This is a genomic window from Aquamicrobium terrae (assembly GCF_052978165.1).
Window position 1 is genome coordinate 1,072,039 of sequence record NZ_JBRKLZ010000002.1, and the last position, 23,534, is coordinate 1,095,572.

Genomic DNA, 23,534 nt, shown 5'->3' on the forward strand with positions numbered 1-23,534 from the left:
GTCAACCTCCTAGCGATTGCCGCATGCGCTGGAGCCGCAGCTTGCCGTCAGCCGCCTCGGCATTCCGGCAGTTTGCTGTGTCGCGAAGCTCACCCGGATTGTTGCGGCACTCGGTGATGAGCTGCGAAAGCAACGCCTCGTCAGCGACCAGTTCATCGACAGTATGGATGCGTTCCGCCTGTGAGCAGGCCGCCAGAAGGAGAACAACAGTAAAAATGGAAAACTTTCTCATTGCAGTGCCGCCTTCATGGAATCCATGCGTTGGCGCCAGTCCTCGGCCTTTCGCTGCTCATCGAGCTGGGCTTGTGCTCGCTGAACCATCTGCAAGCCTTCCATGCGCAACACGTCAGTTTGGAGGAATGCCGTTTCGGCCTGGAGCCGCGCCTGCAGGTCGGCGATCTCCTTGGCGTCGCTTGCTGATGAAATCCTCTCGCGCAATTGGTCGATCCCGTCGATACGCTTCGTCGCGGCATCGTAGATCTGCTGGCCGAGGCTCATCTGACCGGCATTCCGGTTCTGGATCCGCGACAGTTCTTGCGCATAGAAATCGTCGGCATCCGTGTAATAGGTGGAATTGCCATCAAGGAATCGGGAGGCCGCGTCTGCGAAAGAACCCGTGCCGTTTCCCTTGAGCAATCCCTCAATGGCCGCGAAATCCTCCGGCAACGCTTTGCGGATTGCCGGATCGTTCAGCTCGTTCGCGATATCCGCTATGTCGGTAAGCTTGTTGAGCGAGCCATAGAGCTGCTGCGCCTGTTCGATCTGCTGATGCAATACGTCGAGCTGCGATTTGAGTTGCGTGATACTCTCGATGTGCTTGGCGATTGCGGTCTTGTCGATCACGGGAATGCCTTGTGCCGCCACCGTACCGGCTGAAAGGATAAAAGCCGCAGCGACAGCTGCGCCATGAAATCGAAAGGAAGCCATCAGCTTGCACTCCTTCTCTGCTGGAAAACGGGAAGCCAGTCCTCACGTCGATTGCCGACCTCCGCGCGGATTGCATCTGCAAGCTCGACATTGGCCGTACGACCCGAAAGGATGGCCAGTTCGTCGTCGAAACCATTGAGGTTGAGCTCTGCAACGACGCTGTTGTGCCCCTGCTTCAGGAGGAATCTCCGGCTCTCAACAGGGAGCTCTCGCGCAATCAGTTCGTATTCGCGCTCCGTCAGCTTGAACCCCTCGACATAGTCGGCATGGTTGCCGCGTGCGTTCGGCAGAAATATCTGGGTCGGGCATTGCTCGATGATCGTATGTGCGATCGAGGAAGCGATGGCGTCGCGCGGGCTTTGTGTGGCGAACAGCATCAGACCATTCTGCTTGCGGATTGTCTTCAGCTTGTTCTGGGCGAGGCCGCGGAATCCTTCATCCTGCAGCGCCTTCCAGAACTCGTCGATGACGATGATGATGCGCCTGCCGTCGATCAGTTGCTCGACGCGGTGGAAGAGGTAGGCCATCAGCGGCGTGCGGATTTCCTCGTTGTCAAGGAAATCGGTCATATCGTATCCGATCAACTTTCCTCCGACGCCGAAATCGCCAAAGCCGATGTCCTCTATGACATTGTCGAAGACCCAGCCGAGCGGCCCTCCCCGCTCCCACCGCCGCAGCCGCGCGGCGATGCCTTCCGGGTCCGTGTTGTTGAGGAACGTACGGAGCGCACCAATTGTCCGGCGTTCGACCGGCAGGTCTGCCAGCCCATCGATGGCCAATGCGATGTCGCGGAGTTCGGAGACTGACAGTTCCCGTGTCACAGAACCGACCAGCTTGCCGACCCAGCGCGTCAGAAAAACCTTGTTTTCCGGCGTCAAGTCGAGGGCCTTGAGGGGGGCGCAGCCGGTGGGTGTGCCGTTTTCGAGGGGGAAGTAGGCGCCGCCGGCAGCGCGCACATAGAGATCGGCCCCGCGGTCCTTATCGAAGAACACGACATGCGGATCGTGCTTCTCCAACTGCGACAGCATGAAATTGAGGAGAACCGTCTTGCCGGCGCCCGACGGCCCACACACGAAGGTGTTGCCGAGGTCGCCGTAATGGAAATTAAAATAGTATGGCGATCCTGACGCCGTCTTGAGGAGCGCAACCGCGGATCCCCATTCATTCCCGTTCTTTTGTCCGGCCGGATAGGAATGAAAGGGCGAGAGTGCTGCGCAGTTTTTGGAGGTAATTGCCCCCGAGCGAGCGCGATAGCGGAAATTGCCCGGCAGTTGTGCCCACCAGGCCGCTTCGAGGCCAAGATCTTCGCGCGCTACCACGGCGCCGCCGTTCGTCAGAGCGGCCCGCGCCGTGGCAAGGTTGTCGGTCAGTTCCTTAACGGATTGTGCGAAGACAGCGAGCGACAAGTGATGTTCGCCGAGTACGAAGCGATTGGACTCCAGATCGTCCATGGCCTCGTCGAGTTCCTCGATCTGCGAGGCCGCCTTGTCGCCGCTGCTGACCATCTGGTTCTGCTTGCGGCCCATGATGGTGCGGGCATCGGCTTTCGAAATGAACGAGAAGGATTGTGACAGAATGAATTCGAAGGGGCTGGTGAGCACCCCGTCGAGCATGTCCGGCCGGGTGGTTGCCGGATATTCCTTGAAACTCAACATGCCGGCAAAGCGGCTTGTCGCCTCATGCCGGATTTCGATCGTCTCGCGGCCAACGATAACCCGGTCGGAGTAGATGGCGGACGCGATCCTGCCTTCGGTCAGTGGAACCGGTTCGCGCCGGCCGCCAACGATCTGGTGCAGCACCTCGCTGGGCTCCGAGAACACCAAGCCATCCTGCTCATAAAGGGACAGCACCCGCGGCCCAAAACGCTTCAACGCAGCCGTAACGTCGACAACCTTGTCCTGCAGCTGTTTCAGTGCATCCTTGTCTGCTTCGACGCCGGTGCGGCGGGCGCGTCGCAGCCGCGACAGGAGTTCCGCCACCTTGTCGGCCGGATCGCGGGCCGGAGACCAGAGAAGCGTCAGATAAAGCTCATTGCGGAACAAATCCTCGCGCACCATGCGCTCGCGGTACTTGTCGTTGAGCGCGGCGGAAAACGGCGTCGTGAAGGTCCCGTCCGGATAGCTGTTATCGCGTCGGCGGATGAGGTGCGTCCACAGGGAAAGCCGTTCATCGGCGATATTTCGGTAGAGCGTATTCAGATCACGATGGAGGGCATTCAGATCGAGAACGTCCGCGGTTTCGAAAGAAACTCCTTCGAGCTCGATCGTGACCATCAGCGCCCGGGTGTCGAGGGCGATTGCCGACTCGTCCACGTGCCGGACGTAAGGAATGAAGGTCTCGGGACCAATCTCGCGAGACCGGAGGGTGGCGAGGCTAGGCAAATCCGAGGTCCCTTTCGTCGTAGCGGCGCGAAAGATGCAGAGGCGATATCGATGACCCACCCCAGTATCCGCTGGTCCGGGACCTCCCACGTGTCTCCACCCAGGCGAGCAGAATACGGAACATGTTGTGATCGTGCTTGACGAGCGCGCGGAATACGAGATGGAAGACGACGCCGACAAGAATGTAGGTGACGGATCCGGCGAAGATGTAGAGTGTCATCGTGAGCATAATGTTCAGGCCCATGGCCTCAATGGTCACACCAGCGATCATCGCCGGCCGGGTGCAGGCGAGGAACAGCGTGTCTTCCTGAATTGCGGACCGGGCGTTCGCCATCGTCAGCCTCCGACGATGGCGTTCACAAGTTGGTTGGCCCCGAAGATTCCACCAATGCCGAGAAGCCAGAAACCGGCCCTGCGAATGTCCATGAAACCGAACATCCACGCGGCACAGATTATTATCAGAGCTATGGCCGCCAGAAGCTTGGCGATATTGCCGGTCAGCAGGTCGACGAGGTTTTGCAACACTGTCTCGATATTGGCGGTCTGGGCAAAGGCGGGTTCGATCAGGGCCATCACGATGGCAACCGCCATGAGACCGGAGACTGCCACTGGGCGGATACGGGAAGCGAAGGTCATTCACTTTGCTCCATGCGATTGTTCTGGAAGACGAGGACGGAAGACTGCCGCCGGGATTTGAAGACATCCAATGAGGGCGCTGAAGGAGCGTCCCCGCTTTCGGCCCCTTCAGGTGGGGCGGCTTCAGGCGTCTTTGCTTCCGCCTCCCTCCCCTGACCGCCCTCCTTGATCGTCAATGTTGCGAGGATGGGGCCGAGCCGCTCAATCTCCTCGCGGATCTGTTCGTCGTATTTGACCATCTCACCGACGGATGGATCGGCCCGGCCGTACCAGGATTGCAGCATCACCTGCGCGGCCTGCTTTCCATCGGCGCCTGCCGCCAGCGCCAGCCGATAATATCCATCGAGCAGCGTGGAGATGGCCTGCAGGTTGAGACAGGGGTCGAAGGCGTCGGTTATCGACAGGCTCAGCTTTCGGAGTTCTTCCATGCCGATGCCGCCGAGGCCCATCTGGATGTTCTGTCCCTCGGCGGCCAATGACGTGGCGATCTCGATCGCCTCAGCCCTGGATTTCGGCTGTTCTATCAGTGAGGGACCGCCGTTGATTCGGATAGCATATGGCTCGAACTGGCTTTCGAGGCTGACGACGCCTGCTAGCGTCTCGGTCGCGATGATCGGTGCACAGGTCTGGGCAAGGTCGATAAAGGCAGCAGGCATGGCTCAGTACCAAACCCTCTGTGCGCCAACGCCTTCGATGGTGACGTCGATATAGTGCGGCTGCTGGCGGATGCTCGGCCGGACAAAAACGTACGCCATGCACTGGAAACCCCCGCCTTCCCTTTGCCATCGTGGCGAAGCTACGGAATGCCGTTCATTCCAATTGCTTTCGCTACCGCTTTCGCAGAACTGGCTGTCCACAGGCCGAGCCGTCTCTGAGAGGCAGGTGGCATCATGCCCTCTCGGCCGAGATGTACCGATCAGTGTATAGCCATCATTGCAGTAATATGGCGCGTATCCCGGGCGAGAACTGCGGAAACCGACGTCGCTGCAGGTCGGAAATGGCCGGCCCTTGGCCAGATGGTGCCAAAGCTTGCGGATCGGCTGGCGACATTCCGCGTATTGCACGGGTCCGCCCGGATTGGAAAGACATAGGATAACCTGGCATCCCCATTCACTGGCCTGCGCTTTACTGTCGAAAAGGAGGGAGAATGGCATTAGACTGACAGCAGCAATGAAAGCCGAGGCGAGAGAGGTCTTCATGAAGATTACCCTTCACGGGTTTCCGTTCGAGGATTTCCGACCATGATCGGAGCCTCAGGTTCACTTAACTGTCTTATATATGATAGTATAATCGATGACAAGCGCGCTTAACGCACATTGGCAAAATCAGCTGTTTTCAGCCTATGCATTGCAGGAAATCTTCGACAGGCCGATCGAAGGCGAAACCCCACAGTCGCGGCTGAAGCAGATCGGCATGATGACAGTGCTCTACATGATGCACCAGAGCCACCAGAAGATGACCCTGTCAAATATCAGCAAAATCACGGGGTTGACACGCAACGCCGTTGTGGAATCGATCGATCCGCTCGTTGAGCGGGGCGTGCTGACGGAAACGATCGTCAAGAATTCAATGGGACGGGGAACGGCGCGGCAGTTCGCCTTCTCACCGGAAGTGTTCGAGCAGTTGCGGGTCGACACAGGCCGGCGGCAAGACGAGGCTGACTAGCTGATTGGTGAGATTGGTAGCCTATCGCGGTGATAGCTGCCCTGCGATGTCATGTCAGGTACTTATGTTCCGAGACCGGTGCTTCTTTCCCAGCGGGCAGCTTAGCTCAATGCCCGACGTGGACCGTATCCGGTGCTTAATGCGTCGATGATCCCGCCGGCGCCGACACGCCGATGCTTTCGGCCAACGAGATCAGACCCCCCAATGGGCGAGCGCGTGGAATTCTGGCTGACCTGCCACCATCACCGTGACCTGACCGCAACGCTACTCGGCAGGCTGTTTGAACGGCCTACTTCGGCACCTAACGAACTTTCATTTCCCCAAACACATCAGCGTGAACGAGGCGGGGAAATGTGCACTATAGTGAACAATATCTTCCCAAGACGTTGAGCCGTCTCATGTTGCCCAATTAGTTTGCAACAGCCAGGCAAATGGTGAACCATGCTTTGATGCTGCCATGAACGTTGAGGCGATATCAGGACTGGCGGCAGTACTTGCACGCATCGACGCCGCCACGACATCGGCCGGGGTTATAGAAGGTTTGACTTCATTCCTTCACCTCTTTGGCTTACGCCACCTTCTGATTGCAAGATTGCCTCGGACAGACGAAGGACTTTGGCCCCGACCGGTTCTGTATGATGGTTGGCCGGCGGAATGGTCCGAGCACTACACCAGCAGCGATCACTTCTCCCATGACCCCTGCGTGCTGCGGTCTCGCGTTGCTGGCAAGCCGTTTCTATGGAGCGAGCTTTCGCGTGAACGAATGTCCATCGAACAGTTGCGCGTCATGGACGAGGCCACGGAATTCGCGATGCTGAACGGCCTGTGCGTCCCTGTTTACGAACCATGCAAGGCGCCAGCTGTCATTACTGTGGCAGGTGACCGTATAGTCCTGGGCAAAAACGACCTGCCGGTCCTTGAAATGGTGTCCACCCACGCCTTCCGGGCTCTGCAGCAGTTGCGCGGCGCAGTTGGCGAATCGGTTCACAAGGAACTGACCAACCGGGAGCGGGATATCCTGTCTTGGACGGCTGCGGGCAAATCCGCCGAGGACGTGGGCTGCATTCTGTCCATCTCGAAACTGACCGTCGAACGCCACCTCAGCAACATTCGCGAAAAGCTGGATGCGACGAACTCGACGCACGCGGCGGCCAAGGCGTTGCTGCGCGGCGACATTCATCTCTGACAATACCAAAAAACCAGTATGGCTTGAAAATGCGGACGTGGGCTACGCGTTCGTTGCCATGTTCAAGATTCATATCGTCAACTGGTCGAACCGCAAGGCATACGAAGAGCCGTTGGAGCGCCATTTCCGTCTCCGCCATCAAATCTATGTCGGCGAGCGGAACTGGCGGCAGGTGGAACGGCCAATTCCTCTCGAAATCGACGCGTTCGACAACGAGGACGCGATCTATCTGCTCGGTATCGACGACAAAGGCGATGTATGCGGGGGTTCGCGCCTTGTTCCCACGCTGAAACCGCATCTGTTGTCAGACGTCTTCCCGATGCTCGCTGCTGGAGACGTTCCGAGAGGCCCAAACATCTTCGAATGGACACGGATTTTCATCGCGCCATCGCTGCGCAAGCCGGGACAGCCTTCACTTGCCGGCGGCATTGTCCTTTGCGGCTTGCTGGAAGCTTCTCTTGTGCTCGGTATCAATCAAATCAGCGTTGTATGCGAGACGTTCTGGCCCGCCCGGCTGGAACGGCTTGGCTGGCCGGTGACAAGGCTGGGACCTATTGTCGACCATCCCGATGGCGCAATTCTCGCCCTGTCGATACAGGTCTCCGAAGCCGCACTGGCGTCCTCACGTGCTGTCTACGGGCTCGACGACGCCAGCGTGCTTGCGGCGAGCCAATTAAAAGACAGCCTGGAACCGGAAGTGTCGCAACCGCCGACTGCCGCTGTTCCCGCATAGGCACATGGAGGCAAGCTCCAATGTTCACACATACCGCAGAAGCATTCGTGCCGGCTGCCCACGCTGAATGCGTTGGCGAACAGGTTCGTGTCCGGATCCACGACTATTGCCTGACCATACATACGAGCGGAACCCACTGGCTTCTCGATTTCGGCGATGGTCGCGCATGTCTCAAGGCAACAAGAGAAGGTCTGCGTGTCCGTATAAAGGCGCGGGACCTCGTGACCTTCTATGGCATTCGGACGATCCTGCAGGGTTGCCTCCTTGCTGCCGCACCAGAGGCGGTCAGCGCTATGGCATGGCAATTGGCCACCAACCCGTCCGGACAGGCAAGGGATACGCTGGCCGGTAGCAGACGAAGCCGACCCTGCGGGGTATAGCACTATTGTGTGGCGAACGGTCTACGTCGAACATCAAGCTGACTTCCACAGACCAGACCGCGCTGCTTTCTCTGCACTAAGTTGCAATGCAGTTACCCGAGAGAGGCAAGTGTCGATTCCTGCCGGACAGGCTTGAAGAGTTATAAGTTTTCCGCAATTTTCTTATAACTGTCTTTTGTATGCATTCTCGCCCAATTGCCTACAACGACGTCTTGGCGGCGTACACGATTAGTGTTATAAGAAATTTGCGAAATTCTTATAACGGTTGTCTCGTGAAGGAAATCGACCTCGCCTATCGAACCCTGTTCGCCGAACTGGTGCAGCGGAGCCTCGACGCATCGTTTGAGACCGAGTTCTCGACGGCGGGCAATTTCGTCCGCGTCCCGGTCAAAGGCCGAGACTACTGGTATTTTGAAGAAACCCAGCCGAAGAAGAGCCGCAAATATGTCGGCCCGGCCGATGATGCCGATATCGCCAAGCGGGTCGAAGCCTTCCAGTACATCAAGGACGATCTCCGCAGCCGTCGAAAACTGGTTTCGACACTGACTCGCGAAGCCGGGCTGATGGCTCCCGAGCGCTTCACAGGTGATATCGTCGAAGCCTTGGCCAATGCAGGCATCTTCCGTCTTCGCGGCGTCCTCGTTGGCACGGTCGCCTTTCAAACATATGGAGGACTACTGGGCGTCAAACTGCCTGGTACGTCCTTGCAGACTGGTGATGCCGATTTCGCGCAGCACTACTCGATTTCCGCGGAGGTCGACGACAGCCTGCCGCCGATCATGGAAATCCTGCAGCACGTCGACCCCACGTTTCGGGCAGTGCCGCACCGGTCTGATCCGGCACGCGTTACACAATTCGAGAATGCGTCCCGATACAAAGTCGAGTTCCTGACTCCGAACCGCGGATCCGATGAGTATGCGGATCACGCCAGCCCGATGCCTGCCCTCGGCGGAGCATCCGCGCAGCCTTTGCGGTTTCTCGACTTCCTGATCCACGAACCGGTCCGTACAGTTCTGCTGCACCGGAGCGGTGTGCCTGTAATCGTTCCCGCACCGGAGCGCTACGCAATCCATAAGCTGATCGTAGCCTCCCGCAGGCAAACGGATGCCAACAGTGTCGCCAAACGCGAAAAAGACGTCTACCAGGCAAGCCTGCTGATCGAAGCGCTTAGCGTAACCCGTCGTCTCGATAATCTCGGTTTCGCATTCGAGGAAGCCTGGAACCGAGGCCCCGCATGGCGTGACGCAATCGAGAAGGGACTTCGCCTGCTGCCGGAGAAGCGCAGGGAGGCTGCCAAAACCATCGTCAAGGAGGCCTTGGCATCGATCGGTGTGGAACTAGAGGGATTCACCAAGAACGGCTCAACGCCGAAACCTTGAACGCAAAAAGGGCGACCCGAAAGCCTTCTTTTCAACTTCTGCTGCCCAGGGAGAACAGATAGTGCGTTCCGTCGAAACTATCCGAAATTATCCAATTTCCCGCTATGATACTGAAATATGAAAGAAGTTTGTGATCGCCCAATGCCACCCATACGATGGAGCGGCTGAAATTTCTCCCTGCTGTGCTTACGCACCGCTTACGCGAGGGCTTCTCCGGCGAGCCGTCCGTTCTTCCCGTTCAAGTCGCATGATCCTTTAATTAGTGCACGATACTAATTAAAAGCTGGGCGAAGACCCTCAGGGCTCCGGGCCGCAGCCTAGAGCCTGACTGCCTGCGGTCGCGCCCTAATTTTTGCCTGCCTGCGACAGAGGCGCTTCCAGACGCCCCTGCGCCACATCATCTCGCTGCCTTTCCACAAGCGCCGTCTTCTCGCGATGTTTGTGGATCTTCGCAATGACAAAGGCGACGCCCGTAACCCGCCCGAGAAAGGCCGCCAGCCCGGTCGGCTTCACGGCGGCGCGCGCCTCGTTCATGCGAGCGTCCTGTCATCACAAGCCTTCAAGAATGCCTTCTCGACGGTCGGCAGCTCTGACAAATCGACTCCTTATGAACGGAACGATCTGCAACAGCATGATTCAGGATCGCCGACTTGATCCGGTCGGCCCTCGCTATCATCCTCGCCACCGCCATCCCTTGGCCAGGGGCTGCGGCCTGCATCGATCTCTCCAAGCACCCTGAGATATCCGCAAGGAGCGGCCCCGTAAATGGGTCAAAACAGACTATGGGTTCGCATACCTACCGCTTCCTTCGCGGCGCTGGCTGTCTGGCTTCTTTCGTTCGTCTGGCTTCAATCAGCAGCCGATGCCGCGCCCACGCTCGATGGCGCGCTGCTGCCGTTCGGCCACGATCTGCTGGCTAGCCTGGAGGTGGACAGTCTGCTGCAGGACCTTGAGCCTTTCGTGCATGGCTTCGAAGGCGCGCCGTTGGGCGGGCGCCACGCGCTGGATGACGTCTTTTTCGCCGCGAAGGATGGCATTGTGGCCGAACCGCTCGTCGAGCGCCCGGCTGACGGCGGCGAACTCGCGGCCGATGGCAGGATCGAGCGAAGCGACGGCGATGTCGAGCCTGCCGCCCTTCTTCATCTGGGCGGCGAGCTTTCGCAGGGCATCCTCGGCCGCATCCGACAATCCGGGGATCGCAACCTCCATGCGGCGGCGTTCTTCCGTAATGGCCTGGCGCTCGGTGTCGATGGCGGTGGCCCAGGATGCGCCGAGCGCACGCAGATGTGCGGCCGCCTCCGGCACGGCCTGCAGCGCTGCCTTCCTTTCCCGGCCGGTGGCCAGCATGCGATCCATCAGCCGATCGGAGCCGCGCAGGGCGCCATAGGCGGCAGGGTCATCGGTCACGGCGGCCGCAATCCTGTCGCCCGCAATATCCTTGACGATGAGGTCTTCGATCGTTCCGACGGCGCCGGCCGGGTCGCGCCAGATGCGTTTTGCGGCCTCGGCAAGTGCGGCCCGGTGATGACGATAATGCGGGACGGTGAGCGCCCGTGTCCGTGCCTCGTCGTCGACCGGCGTCCTGAACTCCTTCACCGCAGGCAGCATCGGCAAAATGGCCATTGTTTCGTTCCCGGGCTCGACGCTGGCGCCCGCGACGACCTTCGAGCGATCCTTCCGCTCGGCCAGATGCTGTTCCCCGGAGAAGCGGCGAACGGCTTCGAACAGCCGGGCGAGCTTTTCGCGCCGTTCAAGGGGCAGGTCTTCCGGCATGCGCTCGGCGATATTACGGGCCGCGAACTCGTCCTCCTTCGCGGTGAAGGCTTTCCATCCGAACCTGGCGGACAGGGCATCACTCACCGCCTTTACCTCCTGGACAACGGCGCGGTCCTCGACGGCGAAGGCGAAGGCGGTCTTGTAAGCATCCTCCCCGCCACGGCTACGCACCGCCTCGATCTCGGCGAGACGCGCCATGGCCGGCCTTGAGAGCGCGGGGATGGACAGGGACATATGGGCGCGCCGTTCCTGCTCGCGCTCACGGAATCGACCGGTGTTCCTGCGGAACTCGGTGGCATGGGAACGAACGAGCGGAACCAACGCGTCCACGGCCGCCATCGCCTTGTCGCGTTCATCACGCGCCGCACGACCTTCGACCAGAAGATCGGCCCCGCGCAGCCGTCCGAGCGTGCCCGGGCGAGCGGCGATATCGTCGGCGAGCTTGCGGGGCTCGAGCGCTGCATCCGAGGCAAGCGCGTTCACCTTCGCAAGGGCCGCAGCCGGATCGCGATAGATCCTGTCGAGGACCGGCCGCAGGATGTCTTCCCGCTCCTTCCAGCGCGGCGAGGCAAGCTGGGCCAGCCGCGCATCCTCTTCGAGGCTGCGGGCGAACACCGTCGTCGGCGGGACCAGGTAGTGGGAGCCGGCGACCGGGACGGCTTCCGCCAATACCTCCGGGCGCTGCTCGTTATAGAAGACGCGCCGTTCGCGCTCGATCGCGAAGCCGAGCGCCACGCTCGCCCGCTGCCACAGGGCCGCCACCTGCCCGCGCTTTTCCGCAATCCAGGCCAGCCGCCGCGAAGCGCCCTCCTCCATTCCGGCCGCAACGAGCGAGAGACGATCGAGACCGCGCCGCCGGGCAAAATCCTGAGCGTGGGCCCGGTATCCCGCCTCGCTCTCAAAATCGAGCGTCGTCGTCTTGGCGCCGGAACGCGACAGCCGCTCGACAAGCCGGTTGAACAGTTTTGGCCGATGGCTCTCGCGCTCGATGCGCTCCTGACGGGCTTCGGCGGATTCGACACGCTCGACCGTCCAGACATTGCGCTCGACCTCGCGCGCCTCATAGCGCTTCTGTCCGGTCTCTTCGTCAATGATGGCAACCTTGACCTTGACCTTCTCGACGCCGTCCTTGCGCAGCGTGACGGTGTCGCCCTCAGCGACGCCGCCCTCCTCCAGCGCCTTCGGCAGGCTCACGCCCCAAAGGCGATGGACAGCGCCATCCTCGGTCCTGACGTCGGCGTAGGGGCTCTCGGTCGCATCCTTGTCGTCTGGCCGGAACTTCGCTTGGCCGGTTTCCACGAGCTCGCCGGTGACGCCGGCACCATGATCGACGCGCGGCCTCCATCCCCATTGCGGCTTCGCCTCAAAATCTTCCCTGGCGGCATAGAGATCGGCGCGATCGCGATGCCGGGTCATCGCCACATAGGTCAGGTGCCGGTCCAGCATGCCGGTGGCGAGCACGAAGGTCCGCTCGACCGTCGCGCCCTGCGACTTGTGGATCGTCGCGGCATAGCCGTGATCGACATTGCGGTAGCTGTCCTCGCTGAAGACGACGTCGCGGCCAGTGTCGAGCCGAACGCACAGCGACGGACCGCCGCGCTTGTCGCCGGTGGAGACGACCGTGCCCAGCATGCCGTTCCTGACATGTTGCGGTCCGAGCTGCTGCGCGCGCCGTTCGACGAAGCGGGCATTCTCCAGGAAGACGATGCGGTCGCCGGCGGCGAACGCCCGTGTCCCGCGCGCGGTCCGGAAGATGCGGGACCCAGATAACGCGCCCGCGTCGGTCATCACCTGACGCAGCGCCTCGTTGAGCTTGCGCACATCGTCATTGGTGTGGGCGAGAACGAGCAGTTCGTCGCCACGAAGCTGACCGCCTCTTTCCTCCGAGGCAGATTTCCCGATGGCCTGTTTGCGCGCTTCCGTCCAATCGGCCACGATGCGGCCGACGATCTCCTCACGCGTTTGCGCCTCGACCAGATGGCCGTGTCCGGCATAGGCATCGAGACCCTTTTCGACCTCGCCGCGGGCAAAGAGACGTGACGCATCCCGCGCCCACGCCTCGCGCTGGCGACGCACACCGGCAAGCTCGGCAAAGCCGATACGCTCCGAGACCGCCCGGAAGGCCGCACCCGCCTGGATCGGCTGGAGCTGCATGGCGTCGCCCACAAGAACGGTTTTTGCCCCGGCCGCCTCCACCGCCTTCAGCACACGCGCCATCTGCTGCGACGACACCATGCCGGCCTCGTCGATGACCAGAACGTCGCCACGCTCGAGCCGGTCGCGCCCGCTGGCCCAGGCAAGCTCCCACGATGCAAGCGTCCGCGACTTGATGCCGGAACTGTCCTCCAGCCCTTCCGCCGCCTTGCCGGCAAGGGCCGCGCCGACCACACGGCGCCTCTCGCCTTCCCAGGCAATGCGCGCGGCGGCCAGCAGCGTCGACTTGCCGGCCCCGGCAAGACCGACAACGGCGGCGATGGCGCTGTCGCCGGTGACGTGACGGACGGCATCGACCTGCTCGGCATCGAGGCGGATGGGCTTTTCCGTGCCGGCCGCCTCGACGGATTTGATCGCCGCGGCAACACCTCGCGCGGAGACGCCAAACCCCTTGCGCTGCGACAGACCCCCGGCCGATTTGGCCATGTCATATTCGATGCGCAGGAGGTCGCGCGTGGTGAACACCGCCGGCTCCGACGCCTTGCCCGTCTGTTCGTCGATCTCCTGCGGCTTCAGCGTCACCAACTCGTTCGAGGCCATCAGCCGTGCACGGATGTTGGCGAAGTCGGCCGGATCGTCGACATAGCGGTGCAGCGCTTTTGCGATATCCTTTTCGTCGAAGGTCGAACGTTCGTTGGAAAGCTGCTTCAGCACAAGATCCGGATCGGCCAGCAACCGGTCGGCCATCTCCTGGCGGCGCGCAAGATCGGCCGGGGCAAAATACATCCCGACGCCCTTGCGCGCGAGTGCCGCCTTTTCCGGCCCGAGGTGTTTTTGGGCAATGCCCTCAAAACCCTGTTCGGCGTAGGATCGCCCGTCGAGGCGGATTTCGTGACCGGCCAGCGCCAGATGCCGGTTGGCCGTCTCCGCCCAGGCGACCTTCCACCCCTTCATCGTCTCCTTGTCGCCGGCCCAGGCCTTGTAGACGATCCTGCCGTTCGGCCGATCGGGCGTGACCACGCGCAACGGCGCGCCGTCTTCACCAGGCACAGGAACTTTCTTCGGCCCGAACCCCGCCTGCGTCAGCGGCCTGAGCGCCGTCAGCAGATGAATGTGCGGATTGCCGTCCTTGTCGTGATAGACCCAGTCGGCAATCATGCCCTTCGACGTGAAACGGTCCTCCACGAACTCGCGCACCAGCGCGATGTTCTCTGCCCGGGTCAGCTCTTCGGGCAACGCGACAATCAGCTCGCGGGCAAGCTGCGCGTCGGCCCGCGTCTCGAAGGCCTCGACCGCATTCCACAGTGCCTCGCTCGCCCCCGCCACCGACTTGCCCTCGATGGCGTTCTGCAGCCAGGCCGGGATGGCATCCGGCAGCGCCAGCTCCTCATGCACAAGTTCAGCCACCCCGCCGCGATAGCTGAACGACGTGCCGGCCTGTTCGTCGATCATCTTCGCACGATGGCGATAGGCGGCGGCCGAGACGATGCTGCGTCCCGATCCCCTTCCTATCACCTGCGCTCTGACGAACATGATCGCCACGACTGTCTCCGCATCCAGCAGGCACGTCGCGCCAGCGACGTATATTGCGCCCTCGAACCAAACGGGCCGCAGGGCCCGGTGCCGCGTCTCCGCAAGACGGCACCGGCTTGCAACTGCGGCTGCGACGTGTTCGGGATGAGGCAACATAGCCTGTTTTACTATTTTCTTCCAGATAGTATAATCATCGCCATCCACATTCATCCGATGGGAAGGGACGCAAGGATGGCCGCAAAACCCTCAATCTCCGACATTGACGCGCAGATCGAGAAGCTGCGTGAACGCAAGCGAACGTTGATAGTAAAATCCGCCGAGCGGTTTGCCCGCGCCGCCACGAAAGCGGGACTGGCCGAGATGGAGATCGCGGACGAGGAGGTCGAGCGCATCTTCGAAGACATCGCCGCGCGGTTTCGAAAGGACGCAAAGAAGGAAGCTGCCGGAGCGCGGGCGCCGGCACGTCGACCGGCAGCCGATGCAACTGGAGCGGCGGCGGCGGCTTCTCATGACGGCTGAGCGCAAGCGCGAAACCCGCCAGACGTTCCTGCTCGGCGCAATCGTCGTCAGGGCGGGGCTGTCGAAGGCCGACCGCGCCTTCCTGCTCGGTGGCCTGCTCGAACTGGCAGGGATAGCCCCCGACTCCTCGGAGCATCGGCGGCTCCAAGACATTGGCGCGGAGGCGTTCAAGGCTCCGGGGAGCCATGACCGTTCGGGGCCTGCAATGGAGACGGCGGAATGGCGTTGAGGATAAAACCGCATCCGAGCCAATTGCTCATTCTGATGCCGATCACCGTTACCGCCTTTGCGGTTTATGTCGTAGGCTGGCGCTGGCCGGTTCTCTCCGAAGGCCTGTCCGGCAAGACGGAATACTGGTTCCTGCGGGCATCACCGCTGCCGGCTCTGTTGTTCGGACCGCTGGCCGGGCTCCTGACCACATGGGCGTTGCCGATGCATCGGCGAAGGCCGGTCGCAATGGCGAGCCTCGTGACGTTTTTCGCTGTCGCCGGCTTCTATGGCTTGCGCGAATATGGGCGACTCGCGCCTTCGGTCGCGAGCGGCGCGGTGTCGTGGGATGAGGCGCTGTCCTATCTCGACATGGTCGCCGTTCTCGGCGCGGTCATCGGCTTCATGCTGGTGGCCATCGCCGCGCGTATCACCACCGTCGTGCCCGAACCTTTCAAACGCGCGAAGACCGGAATCTTCGGAAACGCGGACTGGCTGCCGATGCCGGCTGCCGGCAGACTGTTTCCCCCGGACGGCGAGATCGTCGTCGGAGAACGCTACCGGGTGGACAAGGATGTCGTGCATGAGGTGCCGTTCGATCCTTATGATGCATCCACATGGGGGAAGGGCGGCAGGGTGCCGCTGCTCACCTACAAGCTGAACTTCGATTCCACGCACATGCTGTTCTTCTCGGGCTCGGGTGGCTTCAAGACCACGAGCAATGTGGTGCCGACGGCGCTGCGCTACAGCGGGCCGCTGATCTGCTTCGATCCATCGACCGAGGTCGCGCCGATGGTGGTCGAGCACCGCACCCGTGTACTCGGCCGCAAGGTGATGGTGCTCGATCCGGCGAACCCTGTCATGGGATTCAACGTGCTCGACTGGATCGAGTCGTCGCGGAAGAAGGAAGAAGACATCGTCGGTGTGGCGCACATGCTGCTGTCGGAGAGTGTGCGCATCGAAACCTCGACCGGCTCGTATTTCCAGAACCAGGCGCACAATCTCCTGACGGGTCTACTCGCCCATGTCATGCTCTCGCCCGAATATGCCGGCCGGCGCAATCTGCGCAGCCTGCGCCAGATCGTGTCCGAGCCAGAGCCCTCGGTGCTTCGGATGCTGCGCGACATTCAGGAGAACTCGGCTTCCAAGTTCATCCACGAGACGCTTGGCGTCTTCACCAACATGACGGAGCAGACGTTCTCAGGCGTCTATTCGACCGCTTCGAAGGACACGCAATGGCTGTCGCTCGACAGTTATGCCGCACTCGTTTGCGGCAACGCGTTCAAATCCAGCGATCTCGTCAGGGGCGAGAAGGATTTTTTCCTGAACCTGCCCGCCGAAATCCTGACTTCCTATCCGGGCATCGGGCGGGTGATCATCGGCGCGCTGATCAAGGCCATGGTGCAGGCCGATGGCCATTTCGAGCGCCGGGCACTGTTCATGCTCGATGAGGTCGATCTCCTCGGCTACATGCGCGTGCTCGAAGAGGCGCGCGACCGCAACCGCAAGCATGGTGTCTCCATGATGCTGATGTACCAGTCGGTCGGGCAACTGGAGAAGCATTTCGGCAAGGATGGCGCGACGTCGTGGATCGACGGATGCGCCTTCGCGAGCTATGCGGCGATCAAGGCGCTCGACACCGCGCGCAATGTCTCGGCGCAATGCGGCGACATGACGGTGGAAGTCAAGGGAAGGTCGCGCGACATCAGCTGGAGCATGGCGAGCGGGGGAACGCGCAAATCGGAAAACGTCACCTATCAGCGCCGGCCGCTGATTATGCCGCATGAGATCACGCAGACCATGCGCAAGGATGAGCAGATCATCATCGTGCAGGGCCATCGCCCGATACGCTGCGGTCGGGCGATGTATTTCCGGCGGAGGGATATGAACCGTGCCGCCAAGCCCAACAGGTTCGCCAAGTCGAGCCGATAACAGGTAACCCTGCCGGGCGAGAGACGCGCTACTGATCGTGCCGCCGATAGCGCGCAAACGGATCTTCCGCGCCGGGCGGCGTGATCCAGTCGACGAATATCGTGTAGCCAATGGCGAAGGCGACAAGCCCAATCGCCATCAGCGCGAAGGTGCACAAGGACATGCCGCTGGCCGCATCGGCGTTGGCGAACACCACGATCGACATCGGCACCATGACGATCGCCGCCAACATCATAAGGCTGGACCGATCGATCCGGTCCATGGCGCACAAACGGGATGAACAAACAGTCGCCTCTATGGCGACAGCGGCGGTCAGCGCGACACGGTTGCGAAATCAAAAGATCGAGGCGGTTCTCACCGCCCCGATCTTCCGGCCGTCAGATGCGGCCGATCTTGTCTTTGCCGAAGACTGTCTCCGGATCGTTTCCGGTGCTCGCCCACCAAGCCGCCTCGGCTTCGGCTTCGCTGTAGTAGACATGGTCGGTGGTGAACCTTGCGCCGCTGATGTCCTCGATTTCGGCGACGACACCGGCGAGGCCGCAGAGCTTTTCGGGCGCGACCGGCTCGACGATAGGCAGCACGCCATCGCAGAAATACCAGCGCTGCTCGCGGAAGTCATAATACTCCCGCGTGAAATCATCCACCAGATAGTCGTCCAGCAGCGCGACCGGCTCGACCAGCCACTTCTCGTGATAGGCGCTCTGGTAGTGATGAAGATCGTAGAAGGCGTCCTCTTCGTCCGCCGTGCCGCGCGACATCGCACGCACGCCTTCGGCGGCGAGAATCCTGCGCTGATCTTCGATCATTGCGGCGAGGATGCCGGCGAGCGTGGTGTGGACGCCGCGCGCGAGATCGCTGTCGCAGCCCAGACGATTGGCGAGGACATTGATGCGCAAACCGGAAAGCTGCGCGATAAGCATGAGCGTGTCGTAAGCCATTGCCATGGTCTCCTTCATCTTGATGACGGAGCCCGGGCGACGGGCAAGTCGAGCATCGGGTCAAGGATCGCGAAGCGGCCGCCGGAGGCGGCAAGCGGAGGTGCCGATTTTCTGACGACGCCCCTTCGGCGTCGGCTGAAAATTGGAGGGGCCGCGCAGTCCTTGAGGCGATGGGAGCGGCCAGTAGACTGGGCCGTCAGAGAGATAGACCCGCGTTCCCGCCAGGGGACGCGTCCATATCCGGCGACCAGCCGGCGGGGAGTGCGAGGGGAAGCCCCCTGCGATGGGGCGGCCGGAAGATCCGGCCGCATCATCCCGCGAGATGCGGGCGGGCTCCGTGAGCGAAGCGAATAGCACGCGGTCGCCGAAGGCGGCTCGCCCGGAGACCGCACACGCCGCTCCGACGTCCTATCACCGATATGAATCGTTGAGCACTCACCGATTCATAAATGTTGTTGGACGCCAGTGCCGAGGTCGGGCGATTCTCCGGCCATGCTCGCCCAACCCCACCGGCTCTATATCGAGCGCACGGATCCACGAAAGAACATGGCGCGCTTCTATGCGCTGTCCATTGACGTGACGCTGTTCGGCACGCCTTGCCTGACACGGTGATGGGGCCGCGTCGGTTCGCGCGGGCAGGCCAAGGTGCATCATTGAGAACAGGAAGCTGAGGCCGTATCGCTCTTCCTCGGCCTGCTGCGCTGCAAGCGCGCGTGGGTACGGCATCAGGCGGCGTGCGTGAACGGGGCGGAAGGGGAGTTGTCGCCAGAGCAGGCGGGAGCGGCGCTGATGCACGCTATCGAGCGAGCTCTGGAGCGGAAGGCAGAAATTCTGGCGGAGCCCTACGGGGCGTGGCTCGAATTCGAAAACGCCGCAGCGTCCTCGGGCGGCGCGAGAGTCGTCTAGGCGACCGGGAGACGGCTTGCGAAGGGGCGTGTCAGGAATGCAGTTTCACGGGCGCGACCGACTGGAACTGCGCAAACACCGTCCTTCGTGGTCCGGCGATTGTCATGCGACGCCCGAAATCCCGGTGCCGACCCGGTGTTCGACCATGATGGCGATGTAGGAGATTCCTGACTGAGGGCCGTCCGGCTCCAGCCGAACCCGAAATCGACCCAACCGCCGATGTCGATCTGGTAATCTGACGCGCGCTCATCGGTACGCTCGACGCGCCTGAGCGTCATCGGCAGCTTGCCGGCAAGCAGCACTTCGAGGTCGGGATCTAGTTGGCCGCCCGGTAGCGCGGCAATGGTATGAGTCGTCATGGTACTGCTCCTTACCGGGCAAAAAAGGAGCCGGCCCCTTGCGGGGCCGGCTGGCTTGGTTCACTCCGGGTTGTTCCAGAGGATGACCTTCTTGTTCTCCTCGCCGCCGGGGGCGGGAGCGAGGTTGCCGAAGACCACACCGATCTCGGGCGCCTCCAGCTTGAACGAGACATTCTCCTTGCCGGTGCGCTGCGAGGTCCTCCACCAGCCCGCGCCGATCTCGAAGCCGGTGCGTTTGTTGATCACGCGGTAGTCAGGGGCATCCTCGTGCGACTTGTCGCCGTTCGGGATGACGGTGATCGGAGCGTTGACCCGGATCGTGGCGAAGACGCCCTCCATGGAGCCATCGGATTTCTGGGTGAGCTGTGCGATCGTGGTGGCCATTGTACTTCTCCTTCGGTTGCATCGGGACCGTTCCCGATGGCGTCGAAGGAGAGGGCCGTCCTGCTGCGGTCAGGCCGGCACAATTTCTGGAAAATTCTATTTGCCGCAAAGCGGGCGCGAAGCGCCTGCGGGCAAAAAACAGAAATCGAATTTTCCAGAAATTTTGCCGGGTGGACCCCAACGGGGTTGATCGCAGTAAGCAGGCGGTCCTCTACAAAGGCGACATACACGGGAACTGTCCGGATGCGAGCGCAGGCGTCGTACACCAGGCCGCCCCGACCGCACACCCGGCGCTAAGCCCCGCCGGTCCATAACGCGGCAGCCCCGCGCCGGTCCGGTCTCTTGCCCCTTCACCATCTCTGCCGACGGTGACATGGCGCGCGGATCGCTCGTGCGCTGACGCATTTTCCAACACGCACCTGTCGCCGGGAGCGGCGCGGGCTGGTGGAGACATTCCCGCTACTCGGAAGATCCATCGTCTCGCCAAGCCGGCGGCGAATCGGACTCGACCGAGTCTTTGGCGATGTCGTTCCTGTCCCTTCCGTGCGCGGGAACCGGAGAACCCGTCCTGCGAAACGATCCGGAGTGAACCGAGCCAGCCGGCTCCTCGAAGGGCCGGCTTTTGCCTCGCGCATCACGCTGAGTGACGACGCTGGCGCTGCGATTGCCAAACATGCGGCCAATCGGAAGCGCCGCCGCGTGCGCGTCGAGGTCCTTACTGCCTCAGCGCGTTGCGTTCATCGAGAGTCATGCGCGCCGCGACCTGCTGGCTGACCTGCGGTCCCGCATCGTGCAGCATCGCGCGCCAGTCGGCCGTGTTACAGATCGTCCGTACAACCCCTCGCGCCATGTCATAGACGACACAGGGCGAGGCGATGATCGCGAGACGCAGCATGTTGAGAGCTGTTCCCGGGGATGCGCCGTCCCAGATCATCAGGCCAAAGTCGGCGCGCCGGGCCATCTCCCGGTCCTTCTCGGCATGAGCCGCGAAGCCTTGCGCGCCGGGTGGCGGCGGGATGTGGTACGCGGCCCAGTCGCCGAGATTGTTGCGAGGTTCCTTGCCCGAATGGAACACGCCGACATGTTCGTATCCGTAACCAGCGAGCACGCTTTGCGCTTCGGCATCGGCTCCAGGCGCGTCGCCGATGAAAACGCCGTGCTCAGCTGCAACGATCGCGCCAATGCGCTCGACGGCGGGCTCGGGCAGTTCGAATATGTCGCGTGATCCTCCGATGAATATCATCGCCACGGTAACTCTCCTTTCTCTCCAACGGTCCTGCCCGCTTCCCGCCACCCTCTCTCCCTCCGCGCGCACGATCGTTGCTGAGAGCTGCGCCGGCTTTGCCGGCTCAGCCAGCGGCCTTCCGCCGCGACCGGGCCTGCCAGCCGTGGAAGAGGCACCAACCTTGAAATCTTCCGCTTTCGTGATGTGGTCGGAAAGCGGCAGGGCACGGGGCGTGTGTGCGCCGAGCCTGCAGCCGAACGGGAACGTCACCATCATGGCAAGCCGATCGCTGTACGTGAAAGGAGGAAAACGGCGCTCATGCGCCATCTCCTCCGAACCGCCAGACCGGGATGCCGAAGCGGCGGGCCTTGTCGGCGAGGTTGCCGGTGATGCCGGAGCCCGGGAAGATGATGACGCCGCTCGGCATCACGGAGAGCAGTTCGTCGTTGCGCCGGAACGGGGCTGCCTTGGCGTGCTTCGTCCAGTTCGGCTTGAAGGCGATCTGCGTCACCTCGCGCGCCTCGGCCCAGCAGGCCGCGATGCGCTCGGCGCCTTTCGGTGAGCCGCCGTGCAGCAGGACGATGTCGGGGAATTTGGTCCGCGCGCGGTCGAGCGCATTCCAGATCGCCTCGTGATCGTTATAGTCGATGCCGCCGCCGAAGGCGATCTTGGTTCCGGCCGGGATCATGATCTCGGTCTCGGCGCGGCGGCGGGCCGAGAGGAAGTCTCTAGAGTCGATCATCGCCGCCGTCATGTTGGCGTGGCTGACTTTCGAGCCGGTGCGCGGGCGCCATGCCGATCCGGTCTGCGCCTCGAAGAGGTCGGCCGCGTGGTCGCGCATGAACTCGAAGGCATTGCGGCGCTCCAGAAGCGTGATGCCCTCGGCGATGAGGCGCTCCAGCTCGACGCTCTTGACCTCTGAGCCGTCCTGATCACGCTGGCCGGCGCGCTGGGCATCCTCGTTACGCTGCAACTCGCGCTGGATGCGTTCGCCGGCGCGGTGGAAGAGGTTGACCGTCGACCAGAGCAGATCTTCGAGATCCGGCTCCAGCCGTGTGTCGCCGAGCATCTCGAACAGGGCGTCGAAGATGGCGGTCAGCGATGACTGGATGGCCAGTTCCTCGGGCAACGGCCGCGGGTCCGGTTCGTCCTGAAAGGGGCGATGGCCGTACATCTGCATTTCGTAGATGACGCTGTCCGTCGGGGACGACGCTTGGTGGGGCTCGAAGGCATCGGCGAAGGGAAGGGTGAGGTTCATGATGGTCTCCGTCTTGTTGGGGCCGCGCCCTTCGCGGCCTGACGGCGATCCCCACCGCGTGGCGGACGGGCCGGAACCGCGGCGCTTGCGCCGCGGCCGCTCCGCCGGACGGCTCGCCCGTTGAAGGCCCGGCCGCCACGCGGTAAGGATCGCCACCTCAGCAGGCCAGCGGGCGCGCGCCCAGCCGGAACAGCGGCCAGCAGGAACCGCCCCCTTTCCCGCCCCACCTGTCCCGCCCCGACTTCCCCTGCGGACCGCATCTCCTGGGCAGATCAGTTTCGTATCTTGAAGGCCGCTCCCGGTCTCACTGGCTAGCCGGACCAGCCTGGCGCGGACCTGCATTGTCACTGCCGGGGTGGAAAAAGGGGAGTGGCTGAAGGTGGCCGACCACTGGTGCGTAGCGGCTCAATTTTGCAGTGCCAGGCCGGCGGCGGTTTCTGTGGTACGGCTGACGAAGAGGAGCGGACTTGCGGGCGCGATGGCTGGGGCAAACAGGGTGGATCGAGGCGAAGCTAACAGACAGGGCCAGCGGTCTGCCTCAAAGAACCGCCGAGAATGCCGCAAGTTCGGCGGCCGTGACGACAAGCCCCTGCTGGGTCAGCGTGCTGAGGTAATCCTCAACGCTGTATGGGGATTCTTAGGTGTGCGCGGAGCCTGCGAACGACCGCGCAGAATACGCTGGTCGCCAGGCTGAGATGGTTCGACACTTCGCTTCAGCAAGAAGATTGGCGATCAGGAATCCAAGCACTCTCGCCTCGTAGTCGGCGTCTCTGGCGGCCAGTACATCGCTGGCGCAGGCGACCTCCCGGACGGTCGCGCCGTTCAGATTCACATCGAAATCAACGCGGTAGATAGCCTTCCCGGTCCAGCTCCGGTGCAGGCAAAGAGATGGCTCGCGGAAGTAGACAAACCACTTGTCCTCCATGGTGCCGGGCGTCAGGCACTCGGTGATCCGCTGGAACTCCTCGAGGGAGAAGCGCGCGCGATATGGGATCGGTTCGACCTCGCCAAACGGCTCCTGCTGGAAATGGTGTTGTTCGGCCTTCATCCTGCCGT

Annotated in this window: 24 protein-coding genes and 2 pseudogenes; 9 read left to right on the forward strand and 17 right to left on the reverse strand. The window is 62.1% G+C overall.

Annotation, left to right across the window (positions count from 1 at the left end; all coding sequences use genetic code 11):
- Position 1: 1 nt before the first annotated feature.
- The 7 genes from ACVCNR_RS22220 to ACVCNR_RS22250 are packed head-to-tail and all read right to left on the reverse strand — an operon-like array spanning position 2 to position 5,143.
- Positions 2-232 carry an EexN family lipoprotein gene (locus ACVCNR_RS22220; protein ID WP_354199839.1) on the reverse strand — a complete coding sequence of 77 codons (231 nt, stop codon included), beginning with the start codon at positions 230-232 and terminating at the stop codon, positions 2-4.
- Positions 229-927 (reverse strand): P-type DNA transfer protein VirB5, encoded by a 699-nt coding sequence (gene virB5, locus ACVCNR_RS22225; RefSeq protein ID WP_447076544.1) that lies wholly within the window; start codon positions 925-927, stop codon positions 229-231. Before virB5 ends, ACVCNR_RS22220 begins: the two co-directional genes overlap by 4 nt.
- Complete coding sequence (locus tag ACVCNR_RS22230) at positions 927-3,308, reverse strand: VirB4 family type IV secretion/conjugal transfer ATPase (RefSeq protein WP_447076545.1); 2,382 nt, start codon at positions 3,306-3,308, stop codon at positions 927-929. The genes virB5 and ACVCNR_RS22230 overlap by 1 nt, the downstream gene beginning before the upstream one ends.
- Positions 3,301-3,642 carry a VirB3 family type IV secretion system protein gene (locus ACVCNR_RS22235; protein WP_447076546.1) on the reverse strand — a complete coding sequence of 114 codons (342 nt, stop codon included), beginning with the start codon at positions 3,640-3,642 and terminating at the stop codon, positions 3,301-3,303. The genes ACVCNR_RS22230 and ACVCNR_RS22235 overlap by 8 nt, the downstream gene beginning before the upstream one ends.
- Positions 3,643-3,644: 2 nt before the next feature.
- Positions 3,645-3,944 carry a TrbC/VirB2 family protein gene (locus ACVCNR_RS22240; protein WP_447076547.1) on the reverse strand — a complete coding sequence of 100 codons (300 nt, stop codon included), beginning with the start codon at positions 3,942-3,944 and terminating at the stop codon, positions 3,645-3,647.
- Complete coding sequence (locus ACVCNR_RS22245; protein WP_447076548.1) at positions 3,941-4,600, reverse strand: lytic transglycosylase domain-containing protein; 660 nt, start codon at positions 4,598-4,600, stop codon at positions 3,941-3,943. Before ACVCNR_RS22245 ends, ACVCNR_RS22240 begins: the two co-directional genes overlap by 4 nt.
- A gap of 3 nt (positions 4,601-4,603) precedes the next feature.
- Positions 4,604-5,143: a hypothetical protein gene (locus ACVCNR_RS22250; RefSeq protein ID WP_447076549.1), complete on the reverse strand. Its 540-nt coding sequence runs from the start codon at positions 5,141-5,143 to the stop codon at positions 4,604-4,606.
- A 94-nt stretch (positions 5,144-5,237) separates the two neighbouring features.
- Between ACVCNR_RS22250 and ACVCNR_RS22255 the strand changes: the two genes are divergently transcribed.
- The 5 genes from ACVCNR_RS22255 (at position 5,238) to ACVCNR_RS22275 (ending at position 9,287) form a co-directional block, all read left to right on the forward strand.
- A complete protein-coding gene (locus ACVCNR_RS22255) occupies positions 5,238-5,609 on the forward strand; it encodes a MarR family transcriptional regulator (RefSeq protein ID WP_354199846.1) in 372 nt (123 codons plus the stop codon).
- A 457-nt stretch (positions 5,610-6,066) separates the two neighbouring features.
- A complete protein-coding gene (locus tag ACVCNR_RS22260; protein WP_447076550.1) occupies positions 6,067-6,795 on the forward strand; it encodes a LuxR family transcriptional regulator in 729 nt (242 codons plus the stop codon).
- Positions 6,796-6,832: 37 nt separating this feature from the next.
- Positions 6,833-7,528 (forward strand): acyl-homoserine-lactone synthase, encoded by a 696-nt coding sequence (locus tag ACVCNR_RS22265; RefSeq protein WP_447076551.1) that lies wholly within the window; start codon positions 6,833-6,835, stop codon positions 7,526-7,528.
- A 20-nt stretch (positions 7,529-7,548) separates the two neighbouring features.
- Complete coding sequence (gene rctB, locus ACVCNR_RS22270) at positions 7,549-7,908, forward strand: SMa0974 family conjugal transfer regulator (RefSeq protein ID WP_447076552.1); 360 nt, start codon at positions 7,549-7,551, stop codon at positions 7,906-7,908.
- 272 nt (positions 7,909-8,180) lie between these two features.
- Complete coding sequence (locus tag ACVCNR_RS22275; RefSeq protein ID WP_447076553.1) at positions 8,181-9,287, forward strand: nucleotidyltransferase family protein; 1,107 nt, start codon at positions 8,181-8,183, stop codon at positions 9,285-9,287.
- 345 nt (positions 9,288-9,632) lie between these two features.
- On the opposite strand, the gene ACVCNR_RS22280 is transcribed toward ACVCNR_RS22275, so the two are convergent.
- Positions 9,633-9,821, reverse strand: coding sequence for a hypothetical protein (locus tag ACVCNR_RS22280; RefSeq protein ID WP_447076554.1), 189 nt, complete (start codon positions 9,819-9,821; stop codon positions 9,633-9,635).
- A 318-nt stretch (positions 9,822-10,139) separates the two neighbouring features.
- The gene (gene traA / locus ACVCNR_RS22285; RefSeq protein WP_447076555.1) at positions 10,140-14,759 is read right to left on the reverse strand and encodes a Ti-type conjugative transfer relaxase TraA; all 4,620 of its coding nucleotides are present in this window, start codon (positions 14,757-14,759) and stop codon (positions 10,140-10,142) included.
- A gap of 222 nt (positions 14,760-14,981) precedes the next feature.
- Here traA and ACVCNR_RS22290 point away from each other — a divergent pair, with 222 nt between their 5' ends.
- The 3 genes from ACVCNR_RS22290 to traG are packed head-to-tail and all read left to right on the forward strand — an operon-like array spanning position 14,982 to position 17,408.
- Entirely contained in the window at positions 14,982-15,269 is a 288-nt protein-coding gene (locus ACVCNR_RS22290; RefSeq protein ID WP_447076556.1) for a TraC family protein, read from the forward strand.
- Complete coding sequence (locus tag ACVCNR_RS22295; RefSeq protein ID WP_447076557.1) at positions 15,259-15,498, forward strand: conjugal transfer protein TraD; 240 nt, start codon at positions 15,259-15,261, stop codon at positions 15,496-15,498. The genes ACVCNR_RS22290 and ACVCNR_RS22295 overlap by 11 nt, the downstream gene beginning before the upstream one ends.
- A complete protein-coding gene (traG, locus tag ACVCNR_RS22300) occupies positions 15,489-17,408 on the forward strand; it encodes a Ti-type conjugative transfer system protein TraG (protein ID WP_447076558.1) in 1,920 nt (639 codons plus the stop codon). The genes ACVCNR_RS22295 and traG overlap by 10 nt, the downstream gene beginning before the upstream one ends.
- Before the next feature lie 28 nt (positions 17,409-17,436).
- Here the strand turns inward: traG and ACVCNR_RS22305 are convergent, their stop codons facing one another.
- Positions 17,437-17,643 (reverse strand): hypothetical protein, encoded by a 207-nt coding sequence (locus ACVCNR_RS22305; RefSeq protein WP_447076559.1) that lies wholly within the window; start codon positions 17,641-17,643, stop codon positions 17,437-17,439.
- Between the two features lie 142 nt (positions 17,644-17,785).
- Positions 17,786-18,346, reverse strand: a complete 561-nt coding sequence (locus ACVCNR_RS22310; protein ID WP_354197048.1) for a hypothetical protein — start codon at positions 18,344-18,346, stop codon at positions 17,786-17,788.
- A gap of 492 nt (positions 18,347-18,838) precedes the next feature.
- Between ACVCNR_RS22310 and ACVCNR_RS22315 the strand changes: the two are divergent.
- Positions 18,839-19,000 (forward strand): annotated as a pseudogene (locus ACVCNR_RS22315) (WGR domain-containing protein); the annotation flags it as partial.
- Between the two features lie 248 nt (positions 19,001-19,248).
- On the opposite strand, the gene ACVCNR_RS22320 reads toward ACVCNR_RS22315, so the two are convergent.
- The 6 genes and pseudogenes from ACVCNR_RS22320 to ACVCNR_RS22340 all read right to left on the reverse strand — a co-directional run bounded on the left by ACVCNR_RS22320 (position 19,249) and on the right by ACVCNR_RS22340 (position 23,526).
- Positions 19,249-19,611 carry a hypothetical protein gene (locus ACVCNR_RS22320; protein ID WP_447076560.1) on the reverse strand — a complete coding sequence of 121 codons (363 nt, stop codon included), beginning with the start codon at positions 19,609-19,611 and terminating at the stop codon, positions 19,249-19,251.
- A gap of 60 nt (positions 19,612-19,671) precedes the next feature.
- Positions 19,672-19,995, reverse strand: a complete 324-nt coding sequence (locus ACVCNR_RS22325) for a DUF736 domain-containing protein (protein WP_354197044.1) — start codon at positions 19,993-19,995, stop codon at positions 19,672-19,674.
- 715 nt (positions 19,996-20,710) lie between these two features.
- The gene (locus ACVCNR_RS22330) at positions 20,711-21,547 is read right to left on the reverse strand and encodes a hypothetical protein (protein WP_447076561.1); all 837 of its coding nucleotides are present in this window, start codon (positions 21,545-21,547) and stop codon (positions 20,711-20,713) included.
- Positions 21,537-22,478, reverse strand: coding sequence for a DUF2493 domain-containing protein (locus ACVCNR_RS22335; RefSeq protein WP_447076562.1), 942 nt, complete (start codon positions 22,476-22,478; stop codon positions 21,537-21,539). Before ACVCNR_RS22335 ends, ACVCNR_RS22330 begins: the two co-directional genes overlap by 11 nt.
- Positions 22,479-23,016: 538 nt before the next feature.
- Positions 23,017-23,100 (reverse strand): annotated as a pseudogene (locus tag ACVCNR_RS24850) (hypothetical protein); the annotation flags it as partial.
- A gap of 15 nt (positions 23,101-23,115) precedes the next feature.
- A complete protein-coding gene (locus tag ACVCNR_RS22340; protein WP_447076563.1) occupies positions 23,116-23,526 on the reverse strand; it encodes a hypothetical protein in 411 nt (136 codons plus the stop codon).
- Positions 23,527-23,534 lie beyond the last annotated feature (8 nt).